The 23,703-nt window shown below is 60.9% G+C and carries 19 protein-coding genes and 1 tRNA gene; 7 read left to right on the top strand and 13 right to left on the bottom strand.

Annotated elements, in window-relative coordinates; translation table 11 throughout:
• Positions 1–36: 36 nt before the first annotated feature.
• Genes JNJ45_09270 through JNJ45_09280 form a run of 3 tightly spaced genes read right to left on the bottom strand, consistent with a single transcriptional unit; the run spans position 37 to position 3,179 of the window.
• Positions 37–1,884, bottom strand: a complete 1,848-nt coding sequence (locus tag JNJ45_09270) for a family 10 glycosylhydrolase (protein MBL8048858.1) — start codon at positions 1,882–1,884, stop codon at positions 37–39.
• Between the two features lie 9 nt (positions 1,885–1,893).
• A complete protein-coding gene (locus tag JNJ45_09275; protein ID MBL8048859.1) occupies positions 1,894–2,328 on the bottom strand; it encodes a SufE family protein in 435 nt (144 codons plus the stop codon).
• Positions 2,325–3,179, bottom strand: a complete 855-nt coding sequence (locus JNJ45_09280; protein ID MBL8048860.1) for a sulfurtransferase — start codon at positions 3,177–3,179, stop codon at positions 2,325–2,327. The genes JNJ45_09275 and JNJ45_09280 overlap by 4 nt, the downstream gene beginning before the upstream one ends.
• 62 nt (positions 3,180–3,241) lie before the next feature.
• On the opposite strand from JNJ45_09280, the gene JNJ45_09285 reads away from it, so the two are divergent.
• Positions 3,242–5,155, top strand: coding sequence for a polysaccharide biosynthesis protein (locus JNJ45_09285; protein ID MBL8048861.1), 1,914 nt, complete (start codon positions 3,242–3,244; stop codon positions 5,153–5,155).
• On the opposite strand, the gene JNJ45_09290 is transcribed toward JNJ45_09285, so the two are convergent.
• The 4 genes from JNJ45_09290 to JNJ45_09305 are packed head-to-tail and all read right to left on the bottom strand — an operon-like array spanning position 5,113 to position 8,858.
• Complete coding sequence (locus tag JNJ45_09290; protein MBL8048862.1) at positions 5,113–5,673, bottom strand: TetR/AcrR family transcriptional regulator; 561 nt, start codon at positions 5,671–5,673, stop codon at positions 5,113–5,115. The genes JNJ45_09285 and JNJ45_09290 overlap by 43 nt on opposite strands.
• Position 5,674: 1 nt before the next feature.
• Positions 5,675–6,409 (bottom strand): nucleotidyltransferase family protein, encoded by a 735-nt coding sequence (locus tag JNJ45_09295; GenBank protein MBL8048863.1) that lies wholly within the window; start codon positions 6,407–6,409, stop codon positions 5,675–5,677.
• 8 nt (positions 6,410–6,417) lie between these two features.
• The gene (locus tag JNJ45_09300) at positions 6,418–7,170 is read right to left on the bottom strand and encodes a sulfite exporter TauE/SafE family protein (protein ID MBL8048864.1); all 753 of its coding nucleotides are present in this window, start codon (positions 7,168–7,170) and stop codon (positions 6,418–6,420) included.
• Entirely contained in the window at positions 7,167–8,858 is a 1,692-nt protein-coding gene (locus tag JNJ45_09305) for a M20/M25/M40 family metallo-hydrolase (protein MBL8048865.1), read from the bottom strand. The genes JNJ45_09300 and JNJ45_09305 overlap by 4 nt, the downstream gene beginning before the upstream one ends.
• Positions 8,859–8,978: 120 nt before the next feature.
• Between JNJ45_09305 and JNJ45_09310 the strand changes: the two genes are divergently transcribed.
• The 3 genes from JNJ45_09310 to rlmN all read left to right on the top strand — a co-directional run bounded on the left by JNJ45_09310 (position 8,979) and on the right by rlmN (position 12,998).
• Entirely contained in the window at positions 8,979–11,051 is a 2,073-nt protein-coding gene (locus JNJ45_09310) for a DNA gyrase subunit B (protein MBL8048866.1), read from the top strand.
• Positions 11,052–11,145: 94 nt separating this feature from the next.
• Positions 11,146–11,862, top strand: a complete 717-nt coding sequence (locus JNJ45_09315) for a PEP-CTERM sorting domain-containing protein (GenBank protein ID MBL8048867.1) — start codon at positions 11,146–11,148, stop codon at positions 11,860–11,862.
• A gap of 74 nt (positions 11,863–11,936) precedes the next feature.
• Entirely contained in the window at positions 11,937–12,998 is a 1,062-nt protein-coding gene (gene rlmN / locus JNJ45_09320) for a 23S rRNA (adenine(2503)-C(2))-methyltransferase RlmN (GenBank protein ID MBL8048868.1), read from the top strand.
• Here rlmN and polA read toward each other — a convergent pair.
• Positions 12,995–15,589 carry a DNA polymerase I gene (gene polA, locus JNJ45_09325; protein ID MBL8048869.1) on the bottom strand — a complete coding sequence of 865 codons (2,595 nt, stop codon included), beginning with the start codon at positions 15,587–15,589 and terminating at the stop codon, positions 12,995–12,997. The two genes, rlmN and polA, sit on opposite strands and share 4 nt — an antisense overlap.
• A 69-nt stretch (positions 15,590–15,658) precedes the next feature.
• On the opposite strand from polA, the gene JNJ45_09330 reads away from it, so the two are divergent.
• Together JNJ45_09330 and JNJ45_09335 are read left to right on the top strand one after the other, a co-directional pair.
• Positions 15,659–15,733: transfer RNA gene (locus tag JNJ45_09330), tRNA-Thr, on the top strand.
• A 41-nt stretch (positions 15,734–15,774) separates the two neighbouring features.
• On the top strand, positions 15,775–16,806 hold the full coding sequence (locus JNJ45_09335; GenBank protein ID MBL8048870.1) for an acyltransferase: 1,032 nt from the start codon (positions 15,775–15,777) through the stop codon (positions 16,804–16,806).
• Here JNJ45_09335 and JNJ45_09340 read toward each other — a convergent pair.
• Genes JNJ45_09340 through lpxK form a run of 3 tightly spaced genes read right to left on the bottom strand, consistent with a single transcriptional unit; the run spans position 16,775 to position 19,514 of the window.
• A complete protein-coding gene (locus JNJ45_09340; protein ID MBL8048871.1) occupies positions 16,775–17,683 on the bottom strand; it encodes a glycosyltransferase family 9 protein in 909 nt (302 codons plus the stop codon). The two genes, JNJ45_09335 and JNJ45_09340, sit on opposite strands and share 32 nt — an antisense overlap.
• Positions 17,680–18,597: a lysophospholipid acyltransferase family protein gene (locus JNJ45_09345; GenBank protein MBL8048872.1), complete on the bottom strand. Its 918-nt coding sequence runs from the start codon at positions 18,595–18,597 to the stop codon at positions 17,680–17,682. The genes JNJ45_09340 and JNJ45_09345 overlap by 4 nt, the downstream gene beginning before the upstream one ends.
• Positions 18,543–19,514 (bottom strand): tetraacyldisaccharide 4'-kinase, encoded by a 972-nt coding sequence (gene lpxK, locus JNJ45_09350; protein ID MBL8048873.1) that lies wholly within the window; start codon positions 19,512–19,514, stop codon positions 18,543–18,545. Before lpxK ends, JNJ45_09345 begins: the two co-directional genes overlap by 55 nt.
• 39 nt (positions 19,515–19,553) lie before the next feature.
• Here lpxK and mtaB point away from each other — a divergent pair, with 39 nt between their 5' ends.
• Entirely contained in the window at positions 19,554–20,855 is a 1,302-nt protein-coding gene (gene mtaB, locus JNJ45_09355) for a tRNA (N(6)-L-threonylcarbamoyladenosine(37)-C(2))-methylthiotransferase MtaB (GenBank protein ID MBL8048874.1), read from the top strand.
• Here mtaB and JNJ45_09360 read toward each other — a convergent pair.
• Together JNJ45_09360 and smpB are read right to left on the bottom strand one after the other, a co-directional pair.
• The gene (locus JNJ45_09360) at positions 20,848–23,187 is read right to left on the bottom strand and encodes an endonuclease MutS2 (GenBank protein ID MBL8048875.1); all 2,340 of its coding nucleotides are present in this window, start codon (positions 23,185–23,187) and stop codon (positions 20,848–20,850) included. The genes mtaB and JNJ45_09360 overlap by 8 nt on opposite strands.
• Positions 23,184–23,666: an SsrA-binding protein SmpB gene (gene smpB, locus JNJ45_09365; GenBank protein MBL8048876.1), complete on the bottom strand. Its 483-nt coding sequence runs from the start codon at positions 23,664–23,666 to the stop codon at positions 23,184–23,186. Before smpB ends, JNJ45_09360 begins: the two co-directional genes overlap by 4 nt.
• Positions 23,667–23,703: the final 37 nt, after the last annotated feature.

Below are 23,703 nucleotides of genomic sequence, written 5' to 3' on the forward strand. Positions count from 1 at the left end.
GAATTGGATCGTAAGCAGAGTTCGCCGGTATGAAATTTAATGTCCCGCGCCGGGCGCGCCTTCGCGAATAATCACCGGCGGTTCTTTCACGCCGAGCTTGTCGAGCTCGGCGCGGCGCTTGCGTACCTCGGCGATCAATCCGCGCTGGGCGTGGGGTGCCTTCTTGCGCTCCTTAAACGCGGATCGGAAAATGTCCCACACGTCGTCAATTTTGTGGCTGAGGTCGAACACCATGACGCCTTGCGTGGACCCGGCGGCGGCCTGTAGCGCGCGCTTGAGACCCTCGCGATTGTTGTAGAAGTCCATCAGCATAATGCCGGCGTAGCTCCACGCCTCGTCGCGAATCGCGCGATTGGTCAGCTGACCCGCGGCTTCGACTGTGCGTCCGGCGGGCAACATTTTCTCCATCGCCTCGGCGATGGTGGCCCGCGGATAGTAGCAGCCCGAAATCATGAGGTCGAGTTCGCTGGCAAACCCGGCCTTGCGGTAGCCGTCCGTCATAAACGAGAATCCGGCGTTGAACTCGCTGCTGCCGTAGTGCGCGCCGTACTTGTTGTATTCGCCAAACCACGATCCGGCGTAAACGCCGAACAGCCCGTCCGGCTTGATCGCGCGGATGGTGCTGCGGGCTTCGGCGACCCAGTTGCGGATGGTCTCGGCGCGGAACGCCATCCAGGCGTCGTACCACTTGCCGGGCTTGATTCCGCGACCCAGCCCGGGGGTGTAGGTGAACTGGAACACGTCGTCCGGCCAGGTGAGTTTTTCGCCGACCAGCTTCTCAAATTCGGCGCGGGTGATGTCGCTGAAGTCGGCGTTGAGGCCGCCATAGCGCAGGCGATCGTCGAACATCACGCCGTCCACGTCCTTGTAGTTGGTCAGAATCTCGCGGATGAAGTCGAGGCCGCGCTCGCGTACCCGCGGGTGGTGCGGATTCATCATCAGCGGCATTTGCTGCTCGGGGCGATCCGAGATTTTGACAAACGTCGGCTTGCTGGCGTAGCCGATGCCGAAGCCCATGCGAGCGTTGCGAATCAGGTATTCGCCGGCCTTGCCGACACCCACCAAAAGCGACCCGTTTTCGGGCACGGCCGTGATATCCCACGTCTCGGTGGTGCGGATCATGATGACCGCGCCGCGATCGTCAATGACCACTCCAACCGCCCGGGCGGGCGGGTTTTTGGTGCGGTCGGCACGGGTGATCACGCTAATCGCGCGGTCGCTGGTCGGCATGCGATCGGTCGAAGGATCAATTGGATACGTCTCCGAACTGAACGGCACGCGCGCTTCCAGCACCGGCTCGTACAGCACAGTTTGTTGGTCGGGCAGATCGTAGCCGGGCCCGGCCTTCGGCCCGAAATCTTGGCGATTGCCCGCGAGCGCTTCCTTGGCGATGCGGTGGCCTTCGCTAAACGCGTTGAGGCTCACCAGCAGCGTCACGCCGCGGCGCTTACACTCGCGGGCCATGAACTTGAGCGGGTCGAAATCCTTGGGCAGATTCTGGCCCTTCCAGGTCGTGAGCTTGTCGGTGAGTTTGCTCGGATACAGCGTGTAACCGACGATCGGCTTGACGTCGAACACGATGGTGTTGAACCCCACCTCGGCGATGCGGTTGACGAGATTGACGATTTTCGGCTCGCTGGAAACGCGCTCCAAGTTGGCGGTGCCGTCCACCCAGAGGATGCGGCCTTGCAGATTTTTGGCGCGGGCCCAGGTTTGGGCGACGCCCCAGCCGTTGCCGACCGCGTCGAGTGTGACGGTGGGTAGCGAGGGAAACGGTGCTTGTCGCTGGAAGCGACTTTCCTTCGGCTTTTGGTGAGGGCCAGGTTGGGCCAGGCTCGCGGTTCCGGCGAGGACAGTCAGGGCCAAAAGCAAGGGGAGACGCATAGTGCCAGTTTATCCCGTTTTGAGGTTGGCCGCGAGGGCCTTCATCAGGCGGATCATGCCCATGAGGCCCATGCTCTTGCCCATGGAGAGCTCGCGTCCGAAGACTTCGTAGACGATATTCTCGTCGATCGCGGCGATGTCAGCGGCGCTCAGGCCGTTGATGGTTTGGGTGAGCAGCGCGGCCATCGCCATGGCCGACATGCCCTGCGGGTTCTCGACGGCGACATGAAACTGCACCTGGTTCGCGTCGCCGACGGCGAACACATAGACTTCGCTTTCGCAGCCATGCACCTGGTGATTCCGGTCGTAGGGTCGGGCGGCGACCGACTCGGGCACGCCCTGCCACTGGTTGGCAAGGTCAATGAGCGCCTGAATCCGCTCCGAGCGATCCTCGAAGAAGTTCAGGTCGTCAATCGCCTCGCGGAGCCGCGCGGGAGTGCTCATCGCTCGATGGGCACGCCCACCGAATTGCCCCATTCCGTCCAGCTGCCATCGTAGTTGCGGACATTTTGGAAGCCGAGGATGTGGCGCAGCACAAACCAGGTGTGGCTCGATCGCTCGCCGATGCGGCAGTAGGCCACGGTCGGCGTGTTGGGGTCGAGTCCTTGCTGGTCGCAGTAGAGTTCTTGCAGCTGCTCGGCGCTCAGAAACTTGCCGGTCGTGGGATCGGTGGCCCGAGCCCAGGGCACGCTCTTGGCGCCGGGAATGTGGCCGCCGCGCAACGCGCCTTCTTGCGGATAGCCCGGCATGTGGAGAGCCTCGCCGCTGAATTCTTGCGGGCTGCGCACGTCCACGAGCGGCAAACCTTGCTGAATGTGGCTCAGAACATCCTCGCGGAATGCGCGCTGAGTACGGTCGTCGCGGTCGTTGGCCACGTACATGGTGGGGTTCGGGCGGGCGACTTCGCGGGTGAGCGGCCGACCTTCTTGCTCCCACAGCAGGCGGCCGCCGTCGAGAATCTTGGTGTTGGTGTGGCCGAAGAGCTCGAACACCCAAAGGGAGTAGCAGGCCCACCAGTTGCTCTTGTCGCCGTAAAACACAACCGTAGTTTCGGGACCGATGCCGCAACGCGACATGAGCGCGGCGAAGGCTTCCTTGCCCACGTAGTCGCGGACGAGCGGGTCGTTGAGGTCGCGCACCCAGTCGATCTCGAGCGCGCCGGGGATGTGGCCCGACGGATAGAGGAGCGGATCCTCGTTCGATTCGATAATGCGAATGTTGGGGGCGTCGAGGTTGTCCGCCAACCACTCGGTGGAAACCAGCTTGTCAGTGGCGATCGGCGTCTGTACGTTCATAGTTCTATTTTGAAGCAAATGGGGACGAAAAGGTATGATGTAGGGCCGTCTGGAGAGAACTCGTGAGTGGAACCTACAAACAAAAACTTCTCCAGGACTCCCTGTTTGACTTACTCCTGCTCCACCTGAGCCTGTTCGCCGCCTATGCGATTGGCAACGAACTTCTGTGGGATTTGGCGTGGCAAGACTTCCGCCGCGGTTACAGCATTCCGGTCACCATCTTCGCGATTGGCATCCTCGCCTGGCGTGGCATCTACCGTATTAAGCCGCGCTACATGGGGCTGTACGACGCGGCCAACATTCTGCTGGTCGGCCTGCTTTCGACCCTATTGCTAGCCGCAGCCGAGGGCTTTGTCAACCAAACCCGCGACTTCCGCCACGTCGTGCTGATCCCCTTTTTGTTCGGCTGTCTCGTAGGCGGTTCGCTGGTGGGCATTCGCCTTGTGCGGCGTCAACTGGAATACCGTTCGGCGGCGCGGGCCGGCCAGGGCCGACGCCCGAAGAAAACGCTCGTCGTGGGCGCCGGCGATGCGGGTGAACTTATTGTTCGCGAGATTGGGCGATCGCGCATGAGCGAGCACATGGCGGTTGGCTTTGTGGACGACGACCCGCTGAAGCGCGACTTGATTATTCACGGCGTGCCTGTTTTGGGCAAGCTTGACGACGTCCCGCAGCTCGTCAAGGACTACAACATTGACGAGTTAATCCTCGCAATTCCGAGCGCGGAGGGCACCTTGTTCCGCCGCGTGATGGAACTCTGCGAGCAGTCGAAGGTGCCGCTGCGCACCTTGCCGCCGGTGGCCGAGATATTGCGGACAGGCAACCGAATTCGGCACCAAGTCCGCGACGTGCAGATCGAAGACTTGCTTCGACGCGAACCCGCGCAGACCGACTCCGAAATTGCGCGCGGCTATCTGGGCGGCGAGACGGTGCTGGTGACCGGCGCGGGCGGCTCCATCGGCAGCGAACTCGCGCGGCAAATCGCGAAGCTATCGCCGAGCAACCTCATCCTGCTGGGTCGCGGCGAAAACAGTATTTTCGAGATCGAGCAAGAGCTGATTCAAAGTGGGGTTCACCCGATCTCGATCATCGCCGACGTGCGCGATGAAGCGGCGGTGGAGTCGGTGTTTCGGCGCTATCAGCCGGCGGTGGTGTTCCACGCGGCGGCTCACAAGCACGTTCCGCTGATGCAAGCGAACGTCCACGAAGCGATCTCCAACAACGTGCGCGGCACCCATCGCATGGCCGAGATCGCGGCGCGTCACGGTGCGCGCAAGTTTGTATACATCTCGACCGACAAGGCGGTGAATCCGAGCAATGTCATGGGCGCGACCAAGCGCGTGGGCGAGTTCATTATTCGCGCCATCGCCGAGCGTAGCGAGACGGAGTTCGGCATCGTTCGTTTTGGCAACGTGCTCGGCAGTCGCGGAAGCTTGGTGCCGGTGCTTAAGCAGCAGATTCGGCGCGGCGGGCCTGTGCGGTTGACGCACCCCGACATGACCCGCTACTTTATGACCATCCCCGAGGCGGTGCAATTGATTCTGCAAGCTGGCGCGATGGGCGAAAAGGGCGAGCTGTTTATTCTCGACATGGGCGAGCCAATCAAGATCGTGGATATCGCCAAGGACCTCATTCGCCTGCACGGCATGGTCCCCGGCGAGGACATGGAAATCACGTTCATGGGCGTGCGGCCCGGCGAAAAGATCGAGGAAGAATTGACCTACGCGCAGGAGTCCTTGATTCCGACCACGCACCCCAAGATTCGCATGGCGCAAGCCGATCGCGGCCTGGATCGCGAGGCGCTCGGCGTGGCGCTGGATAACCTCTACGCGATGAACGAGTCGGGCGAGACGGAGCAGGTACGGCAGGCGCTGATGACGATGGCGTGGGCCAAGGATCAAGCCCCGTTCCGATACGCGGTCGTGGACGATTCTCAGTCAATCAGCGCGTCGGAGAACCCGCCGGGCCAAGTCTGAAACACTTCGTTCTGACCGTCGATTAGTCTCAAAAACTCGTTGCCGATGAGCGCGCCCAGCAGGTACGAACCCTGGCGCAGCGGCCCCTTGCGAACGCGGACCTCGGCTGAGCGGGTCTTGTCCACCAATCCGTTCAGGCGGGCCGCCTCGTCGGTCGTAAATTTTTGCAGGGCCTCGGCCACGCCCGGATTACTCGGCGCGGCGGCGAGCAGCGCGATGAGCACTCGCTGGTGACCCGACTCCATGAGGTCGGCAAAATCGCCCAAGTGACTTCGCAAAGACTCGCCATCTTTGGCGGATTGCGACTTGCTGAGAGCTTCGCTCCATGTGGCCGCAGCCTGGCTGGCGGTGGCGGCGAGCAGGTCGGCGCGGCTTTTGTAGTAGTAGTGAACGCTCGCGTGATTGATGTTGAGCCGCGCCGCAATGCTCCGAGCGTGCAAGCCTTCCAGCCCCTCCTCGCGCAAAATCGCTAGCGCGGTCTCGAGAATTTGGGGACGAAGTTGGCTGGTACGGGGCATGTTAGTTCACGTATTGTTGGAGCAGGCGATATTCCTGCTCGGTGTCGAAATCGAGGGCGAGTCCGGGGTGACCATCCAGGTCGATCCACACTCGCGAAACGCCGAGCGTGTTGGCGATAATCGCCTCCGCTTGCTCTCGGTCGAGGCGGCCCAGCATGTAGCGGACGAGGTTGCCCCACCCGAACTTGCCGACCATCGCCAGCGGGCTTTTGCGCTTCTCGCGGAACTCCGCCACGCTCTTGGTGAGGGTGACGAAGCTGCGGTCGTCGCACGCGAAGATCGCGCCGGAGAGGAAGTGTCCCTCGCGAAGCCGCAAGGCCTTGGTGGGGACGTCGGGGTAAGCGCGGCGAAACTTGTCCAGCGTCGTGAGACTCACCGCCGCGCCACCGGTAAACCGCCGCATAAACCGATTGATGTCGTCGGCGTTGAGGTCGGGCGAGTCAGCCGGAAGCATCAGATACTGGCCAAATCCCGGGATGGCGGCCATGCCGAGGGCGACGTTTTCAACCGCATGGTTGCCTTCGGGCACGAACTGAGCGCCTTGGCAGTGCGCCTGCACGGCGCTCGGGCCGACCACGGCCACGCGGGAGCACTCGGTTTTGGCGAGCACGTTCAGTACCCGCGCCAAACTGGTGTGACCCTTGAAGCGGGCGAGCGCTTTGTGAGGCGAGCCCATTGCAGTAGCAAAAGAACCTTCTTCTTTGCCACCGGCCGCAATGACGGCTGCCCAACTCATAGGCGGGATTATAGCGAACCGAAGGCGCGCATTGTCAACCATATGGTCATGAATAGGCCATAAACGACGACGGCGGACTTGAGTCGCGAGGGATCCACCCGCTGCGAAACCCGCGCCGCGACGAGGCCGCCGAGCATGGAACCCGCCATGACGAGCAGGCACGGCGCCCAGGCGATCTGTCCGCGAACCACGAAAAACAGCGACGCGCTGAGGTTGATCAATACGGCCAGCACCGACTTGAGCGCGTTCCAATCGTGGATGTTGCGGTCGGGGAGGATGGTGCGGAACAGCGCCATCATGAGGATGCCCATGCCCGCGCCGAAGTAGCCGCCGTAGAGGCTGGTCGCAAACTGCAATCCGTGGATCGTGGGTCGGCTCAATGGCTTGCGGCCCGGCTTTGGCGTTCGGGCGAGCAGAAGCGTCGCGAACAACACTAGCGCCGGGACCAAAAAGTCGAACACGCGCGCCGGAGTGGCGAGCAACAGAACCGCGCCGAGCACGCCGCCGATCAGGGTGGTCGGCCAGAGATCGCGCGTGGGTTCGGTGATGGCCGGCCAGCGGTTGCGAAATCCCCAGGCCGCCGACGCCGACCCGGGCCATTGCGCAAAGGCGTTGCTGGCGTTCGCCGTGACCGAGGGAACCCCGAGCGCGAGCATCGCCGGAAAGCTCACGAGCGATCCACCGCCCGCGATGGCGTTGAGCGCGCCGCTGAGTACGCCCGCCCCGAGCAAAAACGCGCCGTTGCCGGCGGTGAGGGTCACCCGCCCACCGGCGCTTCCGGTGTCACCGTGAGCTTTAGTTCTTGGTCGCCACGCATAAGCACCACTTCGAGGGGAACCCCGGCCTTGGCTTCGACCAAAATCTGCTGCAGGTCTTGCACGTTGTTCACCGCCTTGCCGCCAATCGAGAGCAAGCGGTCGCCGGTCTTGATTCCAGCCTTGGCGGCGGGGCTATCGGCGGTCACGCCGTTCACCATCAGGCCCTTGCCACTCACCTCGTTCATGTCGGGCTGCACGCCGAAGCGAACTCGGCGCGGTCGGCTGGGATCCCCGCTCGCGCCCCCGGCTTGTCGCGAACCCGTGAACCCGAGTTTCGGCGCTTGGTCGAGCTGCAAAATCGTGCGGATCACGTAGTCGCCGACCTGACCCATGCCGGCCACATTGATCGTGCCGAACACGTCGCGCTCGGTGTGATATTCGTCGTGAAGGCCGGTATTGAAAAAGAGCACGGGCACGCCACGCGTGCTGAAACTTGCGTGATCGCTATTGCTCGGCGAGGTCGTTTGCCGCGCTAACTTGAGTTGGCCCGGCGCGGCGCGGTCGAGGATGGCGTCCATCTCGGCGGCGGTTCCGGTCCCGTAGATGGTCAGCCCTTCGGCGCGCAATCGGCCCACCATGTCTAGGTTCACCATCGCCTGAATCTGGCCGAGGTCCGATTCGTTGTCGAGGGTCCAAGCGCGCGAGCCAAGCAGGCCGATCTCCTCGCCACTGTAAAACTGGAACAAAATCGGTCGCTGGTTGAGTTTGGCGCGGGCGAGGGTGCGAGCGATCTCAAGCACAGTCACGGTTCCGGAGCCGTTGTCATCCGCGCCGGCGTGCATCGAGTCGTGCCCGGTGCGCGAGGAGGTTTCGCCAAACCCGAGGTGGTCGTAGTGAGCACCCACAACCAAGAGTTCGCGGTTGCTCGGGTCGCGCCCGGGAAGCTTCGCGATGACGTTGATCGCGCGGCCGGTTTGGGGCGCGGATTCGGTGACCAAGCGGACTTCGGGAAGTGTGGCTGTTGCTAGTGTCGAGCCGGTGCGCCGCGCTTCGGCGAAGTCCAAGCCGACGAGGTCGCGGAACCACTTACGGTGCACGGTCGCGGCGGGAATTCCGCCGCGGGCGACGCTGAATCCGCTGGCCAGCGGGGCGAGTTCGCTTCCGCCCGTCTGCTCCGGCCCGACAAATAGCACCGCCGCCGCGCCCTTCGCCGCTAGCCGCGCGGCTTTGCTGCTCATCGCGTCATTTGTGTCGTCGGGCATCCCGCGCAGAGCCACGGCGACCATGGCATCGAGCGATTTGTCCTGCAAGTCCGCATCGCGCGCGAACCCGACATACACCACACGTCCCCGAACCAGGCGCATGTCGGTCGAGCCGTTGCATGGCAGAAAATCCTCGCCGAGCCGCAGGGCGCGCCCGCCGATGGTGAGCAGGTTGCGGGGCGTGGCGACCCGGTTGATCGTCACCTCAAAGTCGTGGAAGTAGGTTCCGTTGCGTCCAGCCGGTTCGAGCCCGGCGCGTCGAAGTTCGGCGGCCAAAAAGTCGGCTGTCTTCTGCATGTAGGGGCTCAGCGTCATGCGTCCGCCAAACGCCGGACTGGAGATTTTGGCGAGATCGCGCCCCATCCGGGCCACGTCGACGGTCGGCGAATTCGAGACTAAAGTGAGAGCGAGCAGGGCGGCGGAAAACATGCCTGGAAGACTACCCGCGCGACCCTAAAATTGAACGGCGAGACCGCCTCGTTTCCGGGTAGAATATCTAGGTTCGGCGCAGGTTCATTTTGAACCTAGCCAACGTCCTTTAACAATATGATGTCTGACGACGAAAATCTGCCCCAGGACCAGCCCGTGGAAGAGGCGCTTACCAGCCGCGCCGCCGACGATGGCGAATCCATTGCCTCGCGGGTAGAAACCTCCTACGACGAAAGCTCGATTCAGGTGCTTGAGGGCCTCGAAGCGGTCCGCAAGCGTCCGGGCATGTACGTGGGCGACAACGGTCGCAAGGGTCTGCACCAGATGTTCCGCGAGGTCATTGACAACGGCGTGGACGAAGCCTTGGCCGGCTACTGCGACGAGATTCGGGTGACCCTTCACGAGGACAATTCGATGTCGGTGCAAGATAACGGTCGCGGGATTCCGGTGGGGACGCACGAAAAGATGGGCATCTCGACCCTGACCGTCGTTATGACCGTGCTCCACGCGGGCGGTAAGTTCGGCGAGGGCGGCGGCTATAAAGTTTCGGGCGGTCTGCACGGCGTCGGCGTTTCGTGTACCAACGCGCTGAGTAAGTGGATGGTCTCCACGGTTCGTCGCGACGGCAAAGTGTACGAGCAGCGCTTCCATGCGGGGGTTCCGCAAGGTGAAGTCGAGGTCGTGGGCAAGTGCGGAAAGGATGAAACCGGCACCACCCAGCGATGGTTGGCCGACGACACCGTGTTGACGGATACCACCTACGATACGCACATCATCATGAGCCGCATCCGCGAGCTCGCGTATCTTAACCCAACGGTTAGATTCGTCTTCACCAATGAGCAAAATCCGGAAGAATCGGAAGAATTCTTCTACCAAAAGGGAATTATCCAATTGGTTGAAGACATCAACGAAGCCAAGACCGAGATTCACAAGCCGATCCACTTTAAGCGCATCAAGGACCGCTATGAGGTGGAAATCGCGATGCAGTACCACGATGGCTACAACAACACCATCCTGGCGTACTCCAACAATATTCACCAACCGGATGGTGGAACTCACGTCTCCGGTTACAGCACGGCTCTTACGCGGGTCATTAACAGCTACGGCCGCAAGGTTAACCTGATTAAGGAGAAGGATAAGAACTTCACCAACGACGACGTGAGCGACGGTCTGACCGTCGTCATCGCGCTGAAACTGGAAAATCCGCAGTACAACTCGCAGGACAAGGTCAAGCTGGTGACCCCGGAAGTGCAAGGCGTCGTCAACTCGCTCACCGGCGACGGTCTGAGTACGTTCTTGGAAGAAAACCCGGGCATCGCCAAGCGCATTATCGAAAAGGCGCAGATTGCCCAGCGCGCTCGCGAAGAAGCCCGCAAGGCCTTCGAAGCGGTCAAGCGCTCGAACGTCATGGACTCGTTTGGCCTGCCCGGCAAGCTCCAAGACTGCACCAGCAAGGACCCGACGAAGTGCGAAATCTTCCTCGTCGAAGGGGACTCGGCGGGTGGATCGGCCAAGGACGCGCGCGACCGCACGATTCAGGCGATTCTGCCCCTGCGCGGCAAGATTCTGAACGTCGAACGAGCCCGCCTCGACAAGGCGCTGGACAACGAGGAAATCAAAACCCTCATCGCCGCGCTGGGCGTGGGTATCGACGTGCAAGTGGGCCGTAGCGAAGACGACGACGACCCCATGGCCGTGAAGAAGGAGAAGGAAAAGTCGTTCGACATTACCAAGCTCCGCTATCACAAAATCATCTTGATGACCGACGCCGACGTGGACGGCGAGCACATCCGGACGCTGCTGCTCACGTTCCTGTATCGCTACATGAAGCCGCTGGTCATGGAAGGCTACATCTACCTCGCGCAGCCGCCGCTCTACGTGGTGAAGGTGGGCGCTAACGAACGCCTGTACGCTCGCGACGCGGCTCACCGCGAGGAGATCACCAAGGGACTCGGCAAGAAGAAATTCGAGATCGGCCGCTTTAAGGGTCTCGGCGAAATGAATGCCGAGGAGCTCGAAGTGACGACGATGGACCCGGCGACCCGCCGGTTGGTCCGGGTGATTTACGATCCGGCCTTTGATATCGAGGTCGAGGAAATGTTCAGCCGCCTGATGGGCGACAAGGTGGAGCCGCGCCGCGAGTTCATTCAGCGGCACGCCAGCCAAGCGCTGAACGTGGACTGGCACTACTAATCTGGCATTTTTGCGAGGCGAATTCTTATACTTCTTTGATAGAATAAGGAGGTCTGGGTCAACTATGGCTCAGCAACTTAAACAAAGGAGCATAATGAAAAAAGTAATTTCCCTCGCGCTGGTCGCGGGTGCGGTGGCTTCGGCCAATGCCGCGATCATCTATTCGAGCACCGTTCAGACGGGATCCCGTGTGAACGCCAACAACCCTGGATTCTTGGCTGTGACTGACCCGGGTAGCCAAACCCGCATCAACTTTGACGATGTGAACATTTCGGCGGCGACCATGGGCGCGAACACCGCACTCAAGCTGAACAGCGTCACCGTCGGCATTCGACGTGGCCAAGGTGCCCTCCAAAACAATGTCCGTGTTTACGCATCTGCGGTTGCCGCAAATGGGAACGTGGTCGGTAGCCCCATTCTTCTGGGCAATCAAGTCCTGGCCGCACGAACAGCCGCCGGATTCGTGACCGAACTGGTGACGATTTCAAGCTTGACGCAAACCATCGGGATGCAAACTGGTTTTGCGGTCGGATTCTCGACCCTCCTCATTGGCGTTGCTTTGGATGCTGACACGACTGCTGGTAGCTCCGGATGGCGCATCACCAGTGGAACAGGCCCCAATGCTGGTGGCTTTGCCAACGCATACGAAACCGCTACTTCTACCAACTTCGCATACAGCTTCGGTGCTGCGCCCAACCCACCGGCAACGTTCTACATTGAGCTCGATGCCACTCCCGTGCCTGAGCCCGGTTCGGCGATCGCCCTCGTGGCGGGTCTCGGAGCCCTGGTTCTCCGCCGCAAGAAGGCCTAAGGCCGTCTGACCGTCGTTGATGCCTCACCCCGGAAAGGGTGGGGCATTTGCTTGTTTGCCATAATGATAGTTTGATGCCCTTGCCTTCCCTCATTGGTCTGACCTCGCCCGAGTTGGTGCAAGTTGCCCTCGAGCTAGGCGAATCCGCGTACCGAGGCAAGCAACTGGCGCAGTGGATTTACAAAAAAGCCGCTCAGTCGTTCGACGACATGAGCGATTTGCCGGCCAAGTTTCGCGAGGCGTTGGCTGAGCGCTATATTGTCTCGCCGCTGATTGTCGCCGATCACAAACGCAGCACGGATGACGTGGACAAGCTGCTGATCCACAACGGCGATGAGCAGGTTTTTGAGTGCGTGCTGCTCCCCTATGCCGACCGCGTAAGCTGCTGCGTTTCCACGCAAGTGGGTTGCCCGATGGCCTGCACCTTCTGCGCCACCGGCCTCGGCGGTTTCGACCGCAATCTGACCGTCGGCGAGATCGTGGGGCAGTACTTGTTGCTGCAAAGCATCTCCACTCGGCGCGTGGATCATCTCGTGTTCATGGGCATGGGCGAACCACTGCTCAACTACGACAACTTGGTGCGGGCGATGCGGATTTTGCACGACGAAATCGGCCTCAGCTACCGGCACATCACGGTGTCCACGGTCGGATTGGTGCCGCAAATTCAGCGTCTGGCACTGGAGAAGCTGCCAATCCACCTTGCGCTGTCGCTGCACTCGCCGCACAACCCGGTTCGCGATCGGCTGATGCCGGTCAACCACAGGTGGCCGGTCGAAGTGGTGGTCGGCGCGATGCGCGACTACTACCGCGCGACGGGCCGTAAGGTCACGTTCGAGTACCTTCTTATCCAAAAGGTTAACGACTCGCCCGACCAGGCGCGTGCGTTGGCCCAGTTGGTTCGCGGACTGCCGTGTGTGGTGAATCTGATTCCTTGGAACTGGGTGGATACCGGCCAAGGGTTCGCGCGACCCGATCGCGATCGGGTGCAGTCGTTCCGCAACATTTTGGCCGCGGCCAAGGTGAACGTAACCGAGCGCGTGGAGCGCGGTCACGATATCGCCGCCGCTTGCGGGCAGCTCGCCGGGCAGCATCAGGGCCGGTTCGGCAAGAAGAGCGGCCTGCGCGTGGTGAACTAGAACTCCCGCATTTCGCCCCAGTTAAGGCCGACCTTGCCGTCGGCGACCACTGGAACCTTGAGCGGCATGGCGCTCGCAATCGCTTCGCGGATGGGTTCGAGAAGCGAGTCCTTTTCGTGCGGCGCAACCTCGAACACGAGTTCGTCGTGAACCTGCAGCACCATGCGCGACTCCTTGCCTTCCAGCAGGGGCGCGACCCGCAGCATGGCAATCTTGATCATGTCGGCGGCTGAACCCTGAATGGGGGCGTTCATGGCTTGCCGCTCGGCGTACATTCGCTCGTTGCGGTTGGCAGCGTGAATCTCCGGGAAGTAGCGTCGGCGACCGCACAGCGTGGTCGAGAAACCTTTCTGTCTTGCTTCTTCGACAACACTTTGCGTGAACGCCTTAACGGCGGGAAATCGCTCGTTGTATTCCTTAATGAGCGCCTTCGTATCGTCGAGAGTAAAACCTGTGCCGAGTTGTTGCAAAAGTCCCCATTCCGTTACGCCATAGAGCACGGCAAAATTGAGCACCTTTGCGTAGCGGCGTTGCTCTTTGCTCACATCTTGTTTGTCGATTTTGAACATCAGCGCGGCGGTGGTTTGGTGCACGTCTTCGCCGGATTGAAACGCGGCGACCAGGTTCGGATCATCGCACATGTGGGCGAGCAAGCGAAGCTCGATTTGCGAGTAGTCGAAGCTCACCAGTTCACGGCCCGGCTCGGCGACAAACGCGCGGCGAATCTGGCGTCCGAGTTCGGTTCGAATCGGAATATTCTGCAGGTTCGGGTTTTCGCTGCTGAGGCGACCGGTCGCCGCGACTGCCTGGTTGAAGCTCGTGTGGATGCGGCCGTCGGCCGCGATCATGCGCGGCAGGCTCTCCGAATAGGTGCTACGAAGCTTAGTGAGTTCGCGCCAGTTGAGCACCTCTTGGCAAATAGGATATTGCTCGGCGAGAACGCTGAGCACCTCGGCGCCCGTTGCATAACCCGTCTTCGTTTTCTTCTGCGCGGGAATGCCCATTTTCTCAAACAGAACTTCCCCTAACTGTTTGGGCGAGGCAATAAGAAACTCCGTCTCCGCCATCTCGTAAATCAGCTTGGTGAGTTGGTCAATATTTACCGTCAGCGATTTACTAAAGTCTTGCAGAAACTCGGCGGAAACTTTGATACCGTTGTTCTCGACAACCGCGAGCACGCTGGTGAGAGGTTGCTCAATCTCGGTGAGCACACTTAGCTGCCCTTCCTTGTCGAGTTTCGCCGTCATTTCGGCATCGAGCTTCACCAGGGCCAACGCCATTTGGGCCGGCGTCACTGGCGCGGCAACATCCAGGTAGCCCTGCGCGAGATCGCGGAGCGCATATTGCGACCGTCCGCTCTGCAAAACGTAGCCGGCCAGCAAGGTGTCGGTTTTGATAAGCCCCGCGATTTGCCTCGCGCGATACTGCGGCTTCGCGTCGTGCATGATCGCCTGCCCCGGGATCTGCTGGAGCAGCGCCAACGCGATGGCCGGCGCGACGGTCGTCGCTTCGTCGCCGACGGCGATGGCCCAAGCTTGCTGATCATCGCCAAACAAATCGCTCTGCGCAAAAGCTTGCGTGCATAACAAACCAAATGGTGAGTTTCCGATCCACTCCCGGGCGGCGGCCACGTCGCGCGGTGAGTTCACTTCTTTAGGCGACAGGCTCTCGGTGCCCAGTTCCACCGCTGGCGCCGAGGCATCGAAACCATCCAGGTACATCGAAAAAATCTGCCGGAATCGGCGGTGGTGGTTCTTGAATTCCAGCGATTCGAGCATCGCCAAAGCGGCTTCGGCTTGCGGTTGCGAGAGCCGGAACGGAGCAAAATCCCAGCTGATCGGCGCGTTGCGATCAATCGTCGCGAGCCACTTGCTCTTCGGCATTTGCTCAAGACCCGGCACTAGCTTCTTGCGGAATTTCTCCTCAATCGAATCCAGGTTCTCGATGATCCCTTCAACCGATCCCCAATCGGCCAGAAGCTTACCGGCAGTCTTCTCGCCGACTCCCGGCACGCCCGGAATGTTGTCGCTGGTATCGCCGACCAGAGCCTTGTAGTCGGGCAAAATCGGCGGCTCGAACCCATAGCGTGCGCGCACCGCCTCCGGGTCGTAGATCACGACTTCAGTCACGCCGACTTTCGGCGTGACAACGCTAACGTGGCTATCCACCAGCTGCAGCGAGTCGAGGTCGCCGCTGATGATCGTGGTGTCGTAGCCGTTTTCTTCGGCTTGGCGACTGATGGTGCCGATGATGTCGTCGGCCTCGAAGCCTTTAAGCTCAATCTGCGGTATGCCGAGCGCCGCCAAAAGCTCGCGGGCAACCGGCATTTGGCTCTGCATTTCCTCCGGCATTTCACGCCGGGTGCCCTTGTACTCGGCGTATTCGACATGCCGGAACGTGCCGCCGGGCGCATCGAGCGCTACCAAAATGGCGTGCGGGTGCTGCTTTTCAATGAGGTTGAACAGCATGCTCACCAGCCCAAAGAGCGCATTCGTGGGGCGTCCGTCGCTGGTGCTGAGAAACTTTACGCCGTAAAACGACCGATAGAGAAGGGAGTATCCATCAAGGATCAGCAGTCGTTTCCGGGCCATGCCTTGTTTGTACCCGCCTGGCCGGGGCTAAACTTGAGGTTAGTCGTTTGGTATAATCTCCGATGGACCGCCTTCGTAGCTCAGAGGTAGAGCATTCCCTTGGTAAGGGAAAGGTCACGGGTTCAATTCCCGTCGAAGGCTCCAGCTCACTCCACACCCGTTTTCGGCAGACCGGTTTCTTCCCGGTGCTGGATCAACTTCGCGGCATCAGCATCTTGTTGGTTTTGGCGACGCACTATCTTCACTTTGCTTGGCTAGAACCGCTTGGTAATCTCGGGTTGATGGGGGTTTGGCTGTTCTTTACCATCAGCGGATTCTTGATTGTAACCAAATGGTTAAGAGAGAAAGAGGAGCGTGGTCGAGTGGATTTGCGGGCCTACGCGGCGCGGCGGATTCTGCGGATTTTCCCCTTGTACTTTCTGGTGCTCGGCGCGTACATTTTGGCGGTGCCGGCAATGGAGCCGAATGCGTTTCGCGTCGAGGAGTTTCATGAGAATCTGCCGTACTTCCTCACTTTCACGTTCAATCTCATCGCTCACCCGAGCATCAGCACCGCGATTTTCTACTACTCGTGGTCGCTCGCCACGGAAGAGCAGTTTTACGCCTTGTGGCCCGTGGTCGATCGGCTGCTTCGCGGTCGGATGTTGGCTATTTTGGGAGCGGGGTTGATGCTCGTTTCGTATGCCATCGAGATCGGGCTGATCGGCTGGCCGCGGTTCCTCAGCTTGCCCTATCGTATTCTCACCGACGGCATTATGGAGCCGATCATCTGGGGCGTGATCCTGGCGCACTGGATGCATCGCGGATCGTCGTGGGTTTGGCGTGTACGGCCCGGGTTTTGGTTGCCGCTGCTGGGCGCTTTCGCGTTCCTCTCGATGCGCTCGCACCTCAACGGGCTGTACTACGGGAAGTGGGCGAACCCGTTCATTCAGCTTTGCCTGGTGGCGTTGCTGGGCGGCGCGGTGCTGTTGGAACTGGCCGATCGCTCTCCGTTGCGCAACCGTTTGCTCAAGCGGCTTGGACAGCTTAGTTACGGCATCTACTTGTTCAATGTTCCGGTCAAAAACTTGGTTGAGAAAGTGGTGAATCCCGAGGCGACCTTGTTGGTCGCGATGCTCGGATTGGGCGTGACCTTTGCTTTGGCCGAACTGAGCTACCGGTTCTTCGAAGGGCCGATTTTGCGGCTCAAAGCGCGATTTTCGCCAGCCGCTCGTTAAGGGATTTTTCGAGTTCGGCTTCGGTCGGGCGGAGCAACACCGTGCCGCGATCGGAGTAGGGGCGAAACCGGTCCGGCGAATTGCGGTCGGTCTGGAAAAGGGTGAGAAACGGCGTGCCGTACGCGGCGGCCGCGTGGCCGGTACTCGTGTCGGCGCTAATGTGCAGCGCGCTGGCCGCAATCCAGGCGTAACACTCGGCGAGCGAGGTTTTGCCGACGAGGTTTTCGCCGGGGCCGGGCGGCGGCGGGTCACCTGGCCCGCCAACCCATGCAATCGGAATAGATGCCGTCTGTAAACTTGCACATATCTGCTGGAATTGCCAGTCGGGAATCTGCTTCTCGGCGCTGCTGGCACCCGTATTGATGGTGACAAACAGGCCGTCCCGCGGCGTGGTCACCGGCTCCATGAGGGGCCGCTCCGGGCAGACAAACTCGCCCCATGGGGCGAGCAGATCCATGTACTGCTCGACCTTGTGCGGTCGCGAACTGCGGACGATCGGATTCAATCGCTGGGCTAGGGCGTCGGTGCCAGGCATCTGCACCCGGTGCTTCGCGCCACTCAACCGAAGCAGAAGCGCCGTCTTGGAATGGCCTTGAAAATCCACCCCGTAGTCGAACTTCTCCTTACGCAAAGCGGTGTAAAACCGAACCTGTTCGGACCAAGTTTGCGGCGACCAGCGGTGCTTTTTCCAGCGGCCGCGCGGGACCTCCACCAAGTGGGGAACCATGCTGCGATTCACTCCAGCCGCGAATCCGCTTTCGCTTGCGAGCCAAAGCTCGGCATCGGGTCGCGCGCGATGGATCGCGGTGGTCGGCCACTGTGTCATCAGCACGTCGCCGATGGCGCGAAACCGAATGAGAAGCCACTTTTCGCTCATGGCACGAGGCCGCGTTGGCGGGCCGACTTCCAGCGATCGTGGAACCACAGCCACTGCTCGGGGTAGCGGCGCACCATCTCTTCAAGCGACGTGTGGATTGCGCGCATCAGGCCCTCGCCGCGGGTCTCATAGCCCGGCTCGGGCGTAAGCGGAGGCTCAAAGATAATGCGATACTTACCTGGCGCTTCGTAGGCGCAATATCCCGCCACAACCGTGGCGTCGGTGCGGGCATGGATCACGCCAGGCCCGAGCACGGTTCCGGCAGTGTGCCCAAACAGCGGGATGAAGAGTTCGGTCTCATTTTGGTCGGGCAAAATGCCGACGATGCCGTTCTCTTTGAGCACGCCGAGGATGGCGCGAGCAGCATTTCCGCGACTCAGCACCTTGGTTCCCGGCCCCAGCCGAATGGCGTTGACGGCGTCATTGAGATTCTTGTTCCGGACGTCGCGCGCGATCACGTGGAGCGGGTAGCCGTTGAACGCCATCCACTGCGCGAGCAGCTCCCAATTGCCAAAATGAGCCGTGATAAAGAGCGTGCCCTTGCCGCGATCGATGGCCGCCTGAATGTGCTCGCGCCCCTCCACCGTGACCATCGCGTCAATCTGTTCTTTGGTCCTTCCCTGGCTCGTCAGAAAGTCGGCTGTGGTGCGTCCATAGTGCTCGAACACCCGTTGCGCAAGCGCTTGCATGGCGTCTTGCGACATCTCGGGAAACGCTAAACGGAAGTTCCGGTAGGCCCGCTCGCGATGCTTTTTGCTCGCCCGGAAGAGCATGCGCCCGAGCTTTTCGCCGGTCCGTTCGCGATCGGCTCCTTGCTTGCGACCGAGCCAGCGCTGGGCTCGGCGGAACGCCCAAAAGCTCAGTTTGCCTTCGATATCGCGCCGTCGATCTTTCCAAGTTCGCTGATCAGCCATGCCAAAAATTCTTCGCCCTCGCGGACTTCGTGGTCGTAGTCGGCCACGATCCAATCGTAACGAGCCGCCTCCGAGAGCTCCTTAATTTTGACCCAATCCTTGGCCGTGCACAGAGCGAGGCCGCCGTTGCCGGCCAAATCCTGGTTGGTTATGCCCGCGTGGTCGGCCAGAATCACCTGGCGTTGCCACTCGAATCCGGCCATTTTCGCCTGCTCAATAAATTGTTCGGGACGCGCAATCGCGCAGATCATCAGCTCGACTTTGCGCCCGGTTTTCAGCGGCTCACGCTGAAAAAGGTACATCGGGTCGCGCACCAAATGGAAGTCGCGGCTGGGCATGACCAGGCTCGCCTTGCCTCGGAACAGCCTGTTTTCGCGGTACGGACCTGCCGGCAGACAGAACGGATTGGTTCCGGGCGGGTCGAGGACGATGGTCACGTCCTTCGCCAGAGGCAGATGCTGGAGCCCGTCGTCCATGATCAGGAGCGATTCCGGGAAATGTTTATGGCAAATCTGCGCGGCCAGCGTCCGGCGTCGCCCGACGATAATCGGCACCTGGGGCAGGGCGAGCCGCAGCAGAGCCGCTTCATCCCCCCACTCCTTCGCGTCGAGTTCGCCCTCCGGCGCCAGGGTCGCGGCCTCGGCGCGGGGGCTTCCGTAGCCGCTCGTGCTGAGCACAACCGACTTGCCGAGCTGCTGACAACGGAATGCCAGCCACCGGACAAACGGCGTCTTGCCGGTGCCGCCGACACGATAGTTGCCGACGCAAATAATCGGGCTATGCAAGCGCTTGCTCTGTTTTATTTTCAGCGCGTAAGTCAGCCGGTACAGTCCCCAGCCGAGGGCATAGAGCGCGCTGAGCGGTAGCAACATCCAGCGCATGGGGTGCGGACGATCCCACCAAACCGGACTGCTCATGCGGCTATTGTGGCACGCGCCTTCGGCTAAAATAGCACCGTGCCCTCCGCCGCATTCACCACCTTGGGTTGCAAGGTGAACCAATACGAAACGCAGCGAATCTTGCAGGATTTTGAAGCTGCGGGCTGGCAGATTGTGCCGTTCGAAGGCCCAGCCGATGTGTACGTGATTAACACGTGTAGCGTCACGAGCGATGCCGAGCGCAAGAGCCGCTACACGATTCGCCGCGCCGCCCGCTTTAACGAGGAAGCCAAGATCGTGGTCACCGGGTGCGCGGCGCAGATGTCGCTGAACAAGCGCGAAGAGGTCGAGGGTGCGCATCTGGTGGTTCCGAACCCGGAAAAGCTGGAGACCTTCGCGCGCTTTTCGCAGGCGTTCCCCGAGACCCGCGTCGTGGTGCGCCGCGACCTGCCTCAGACCAGCGTGACGAGCCGGACGCGCGCCACGGTGAAGGTGCAGGACGGGTGCAGCATTCATTGCAGCTATTGCAGCATTCCGCACACACGGCCCGGCATGGTCAGCCGACCGGCGACCGAGGTGCTGGCCGAGATCGAATCGCTGCGCGATCAGGGCTACCTAGAGGTCGTGTTGACCGGCGTGCTCATCGGGGCGTACGGCCCCGAAACCGGAAGCGGCGGCCCAGATTTTGAAGAATTGGTGGAGATGATCGCCGACACCTGCATCCCGCGGGTACGTATCAGCAGCATCGAAATGCGGCAGGTGACGCCGCGACTCGTCCGCCTCATTCAGGTCGGCAAAGTCGTGCCGCATCTGCATGTTCCCTTGCAAAGTGGCGACACGGGCGTTCTTAAGGACATGAATCGGCCTTACTCGCAAGACGATTATCTACAGCTTTGCCGGCAGCTTCTTATTGATATCCCCGATTTGGCGATCACAGCCGATATCATGGTCGGGTTTCCCACCGAAACCGAGGAACGGTTCCAAAGCAGTCTCCATGTCGCCGAGCAAGTCGGCTATCTCAAGGTCCACGCGTTCACCTTTAGCCCCCGATTTGGAACGGTTGCGGATCAGTGGGGCGATCCGGTTCCACCCCAAGAAAAAGCCGAGCGCCGACTCCGCCTGATGGCCATTGCCAACCGCACGGGCGAGGAGTTTCGGCGACGATTTGTGGGCCGAGTGATGCGCGTTTTGGTGGAGGGAAAGGTGGGCAAGGACGGCCTGTTGGAAGGCCTGACCGACAACTATCTGACCGTCAAGTTCGCCGGCGCGGCCGACATGCTGCGGACCATTCAGTGGGTGCGGCTCGACGAGGAGCGCGGCGGAACTCTGTTCGGCGAGGTCGTGCCCGAGGGCACGCCGAGCAATTTGCGGATTATTTGAACCTGGCGATGGTGGCGCCATCGCCGCCTTCCACCGGTTCGCCCAGTCGAAAATCCGCCACCCCGCGATGCGCGCGCAGGACTTCGTGGCACATCTTGCGCAGGATTCCCTGGCCCTTGCCGTGCACAATCCGCACCGATTCGAACCCGGCCAGCTCGCTGTCATCCAAAAACTTGACCAAACGGTTTCGGGCTTCCTCCTCGCGCAGGCCAATGATCTGAATCTCTATCGCGGATGAGAGGTTTTTGGCGAGACCGAGGTTCGCTTTCGGCTTGTGCTTCAGGGTGACCGGCTTCTCGTCGACCGGCACCACGTCGGCCACGGGCACCGTAAGCCGAAGCTGGCCGAGTTGCACCAACACCTTGCCGTCTTTGGGAGCCTGTAGCACGCGCCCCGCTTGACCCTGTCCGCGCAGCTTCACGGACATGTCCACCGCGAGTTCGATGTTGCTTGTCGCCCGCTCCGGCCGAAGACTCTTCAGTTGCTCCGCGCCCTGCTCCTGCAGGTTGCGCAAGCGCTTGCGCGCCGTGCTGACGTTCTCCAGCGAGTAGTTGGATTTCAGGTCCTCCAGAATCTCGGCGGTTTCAATTCGGATCGTTTGCAGGGTGGTTTCGAGCAGGTCGGCGGACTTCTGGCGCGCCTCACGGCGCGCTCGATCGGCTTGCTCCGCGGCGGTCGCGGCTTCCTTTTCCAGAGTCTCCAGCCGGCTCGCCATTTGGTCGGCGCGACTTTGCGCCTTTTGCGCTTGTCGCTGGGCATGGTTCAAACGCTCCAGGACCTCGCTGATTTCGCTCGCGACTTGCCCGTCCGTTTCCTTAGCCGACTCGATAATCTCGGTCGGAAGGCCGTACCGTTCGGCAATCCTGAGGGCGTGACTTGCGCCAGGCGTGCCGAGGAGTAATCGATAAGTTGGCATGAGCGTTCTTGTATCAAACTCCATGCTTGCGTTGGCAAATCCGGGGCGGTCGAACGCCAGAAGCTTGAGCTCGCCATGGTGGGTGCTGGCCAAAACCCGGGCATCCTTTTCCTGCAGGAACACCAAAATGGCGCGGGCCAAGGCCGCTCCCTCGGCGGGGTCGGTCCCGGAACCGACTTCGTCGAGCACCACCAGCGCGCCAGGCTTGAGGTTCTTCGTGATGGAGGCCAAGTTCTGGATGCTGCCGCTGAAGGTCGAAAGCGACTGCTCCAGCGATTGCTTGTCGCCGATGTCGGCCCAAATCTGCGGGAAGAAGCCAACGTAACTTTCGGCGGCGGGGATCATCAGGCCGCACTGTGCCATCGCGACGAACAGCGCAACCGCTTTCAGGGTGACCGTTTTGCCGCCCGTGTTGGGTCCGGTGATGAGCAAAATATTCGCGTCCGATCCCAACGACAAACTAAACGGCACGACCTTGTCGCGCGCGATGAGAGGGTGGCGGCCATGCCGAATGGTGAGGCAGTGCGCTGCCGTCGAACGCGGAATCGAGCTGCCCGTCGCGAGGCCAAACCGAACCCGGGAGAACACCTTGTCGAGCTCAATCGCGGCGCGGATGCCTTCCGCCAATTCCTTGCCATGCGTCCCGACGTACTCGCTCAGGTCGCGCAAAATACGCGCCACTTCACTGCGTTCGGCGGCTTCGAGTTCGCGCAATTGGTTGCTCGCCGCGACCACGTCTTCGGGCTCCACAAAAATGGTTTGGCCGCTGGCGCTGGTGTCGTGGACGATGCCCTTGATCTTGTTGCGGTTTTCGGCTTTCAGCGGAATCACGTAGCGACCATCGCGCTGCGTGTAGAGCGGGTCGCTCAGCAAGTCGCGTTGACGGCCGCTGGTGTAGCTCTGAATGCGCTCCAGCACGCGCTGGGTGGCTTGGGTCTTGCCTCGCCGAATTCGGTCGAGTTCGACCGATGCTTCGTTGCGTACGGTGCCGTCGCCGTCCAACGAGGTGAGTAACCGCTCTTCGAGTTTGGGGATCACTGGCATGGATTCTAACCATATGGTTAATGAAGTCCAACCCGCTCGACGGCTTTGCGTGAGCGCACTGATTTGCCGCATCACGGCCATGGCGTCGCCAATTTGCCAGAGAATTTCGCCGTTCTCCCGACCGCCCTTTGCCAGGCGTTCCACGTTCAATTCGAGGTCTTTGATTCGCCCGAGGTGAGGCAAGCTCAGGTCGTCAAGCAGTTCCAGTCCTTGCGCTGTTTGCAGTTGCAAAGCCGCCACCACGTCGGGGTGGAAGGCGGGCAGCGTGGCCAGGACCTCGGCGTGAGCAACTTCGTTTTCGCAGTGCTCCGCCCACATGTCCACCACTTGGTTAAATTCAAGTTGGCGGAGGGTTGCCTCCAGGTGTTTCATCGTCGTCGTCCGGCAACCTGCGCCTTTTCGCGATCGGTGTCGCGCTTCGCAATGGCGTCGCGCTTATCGAATGTTTTCTTACCGCGACCCAGTCCGATGAGCACCTTCACGTAACCTTTATCGTTAAAGTACACGCGCAGCGGAATGAGGGCGAGCCCCTTTTCTTGAGCCTTGCGTTGAAGCACGTCAATTTCTTTGCGCTTGAGCAAAAGCTTCCGGTCGCGGCGGCGATCGGGCAGATAGTTAAAGCTGTGCGTATACGGCTCCACGTCGAACTGCATGAGCCACATTTCGCTATTCATGACGCGACAAAAAGCATCGGTCAAGTTCGCTCGACCGAGATAAAGGCTCTTCACCTCGCTGCCAATCAGCACAATTCCGGCTTCGCAAGTGTCCTCAATGTGAAAGTCAAAAGAGGCTTTGCGGTTGTGGATTGTGGCGGGGCCCTTAGCTTCCTTTTGGCCCGATTTTTTCGCCATGGGAACCGTAAGTGTACCGGGCTGACTTGGTATAGTA

The organism is Chthonomonas sp. (assembly GCA_016788425.1).
Taxonomy (GTDB): Bacteria; Armatimonadota; Fimbriimonadia; order Fimbriimonadales; family Fimbriimonadaceae; genus JAEURQ01.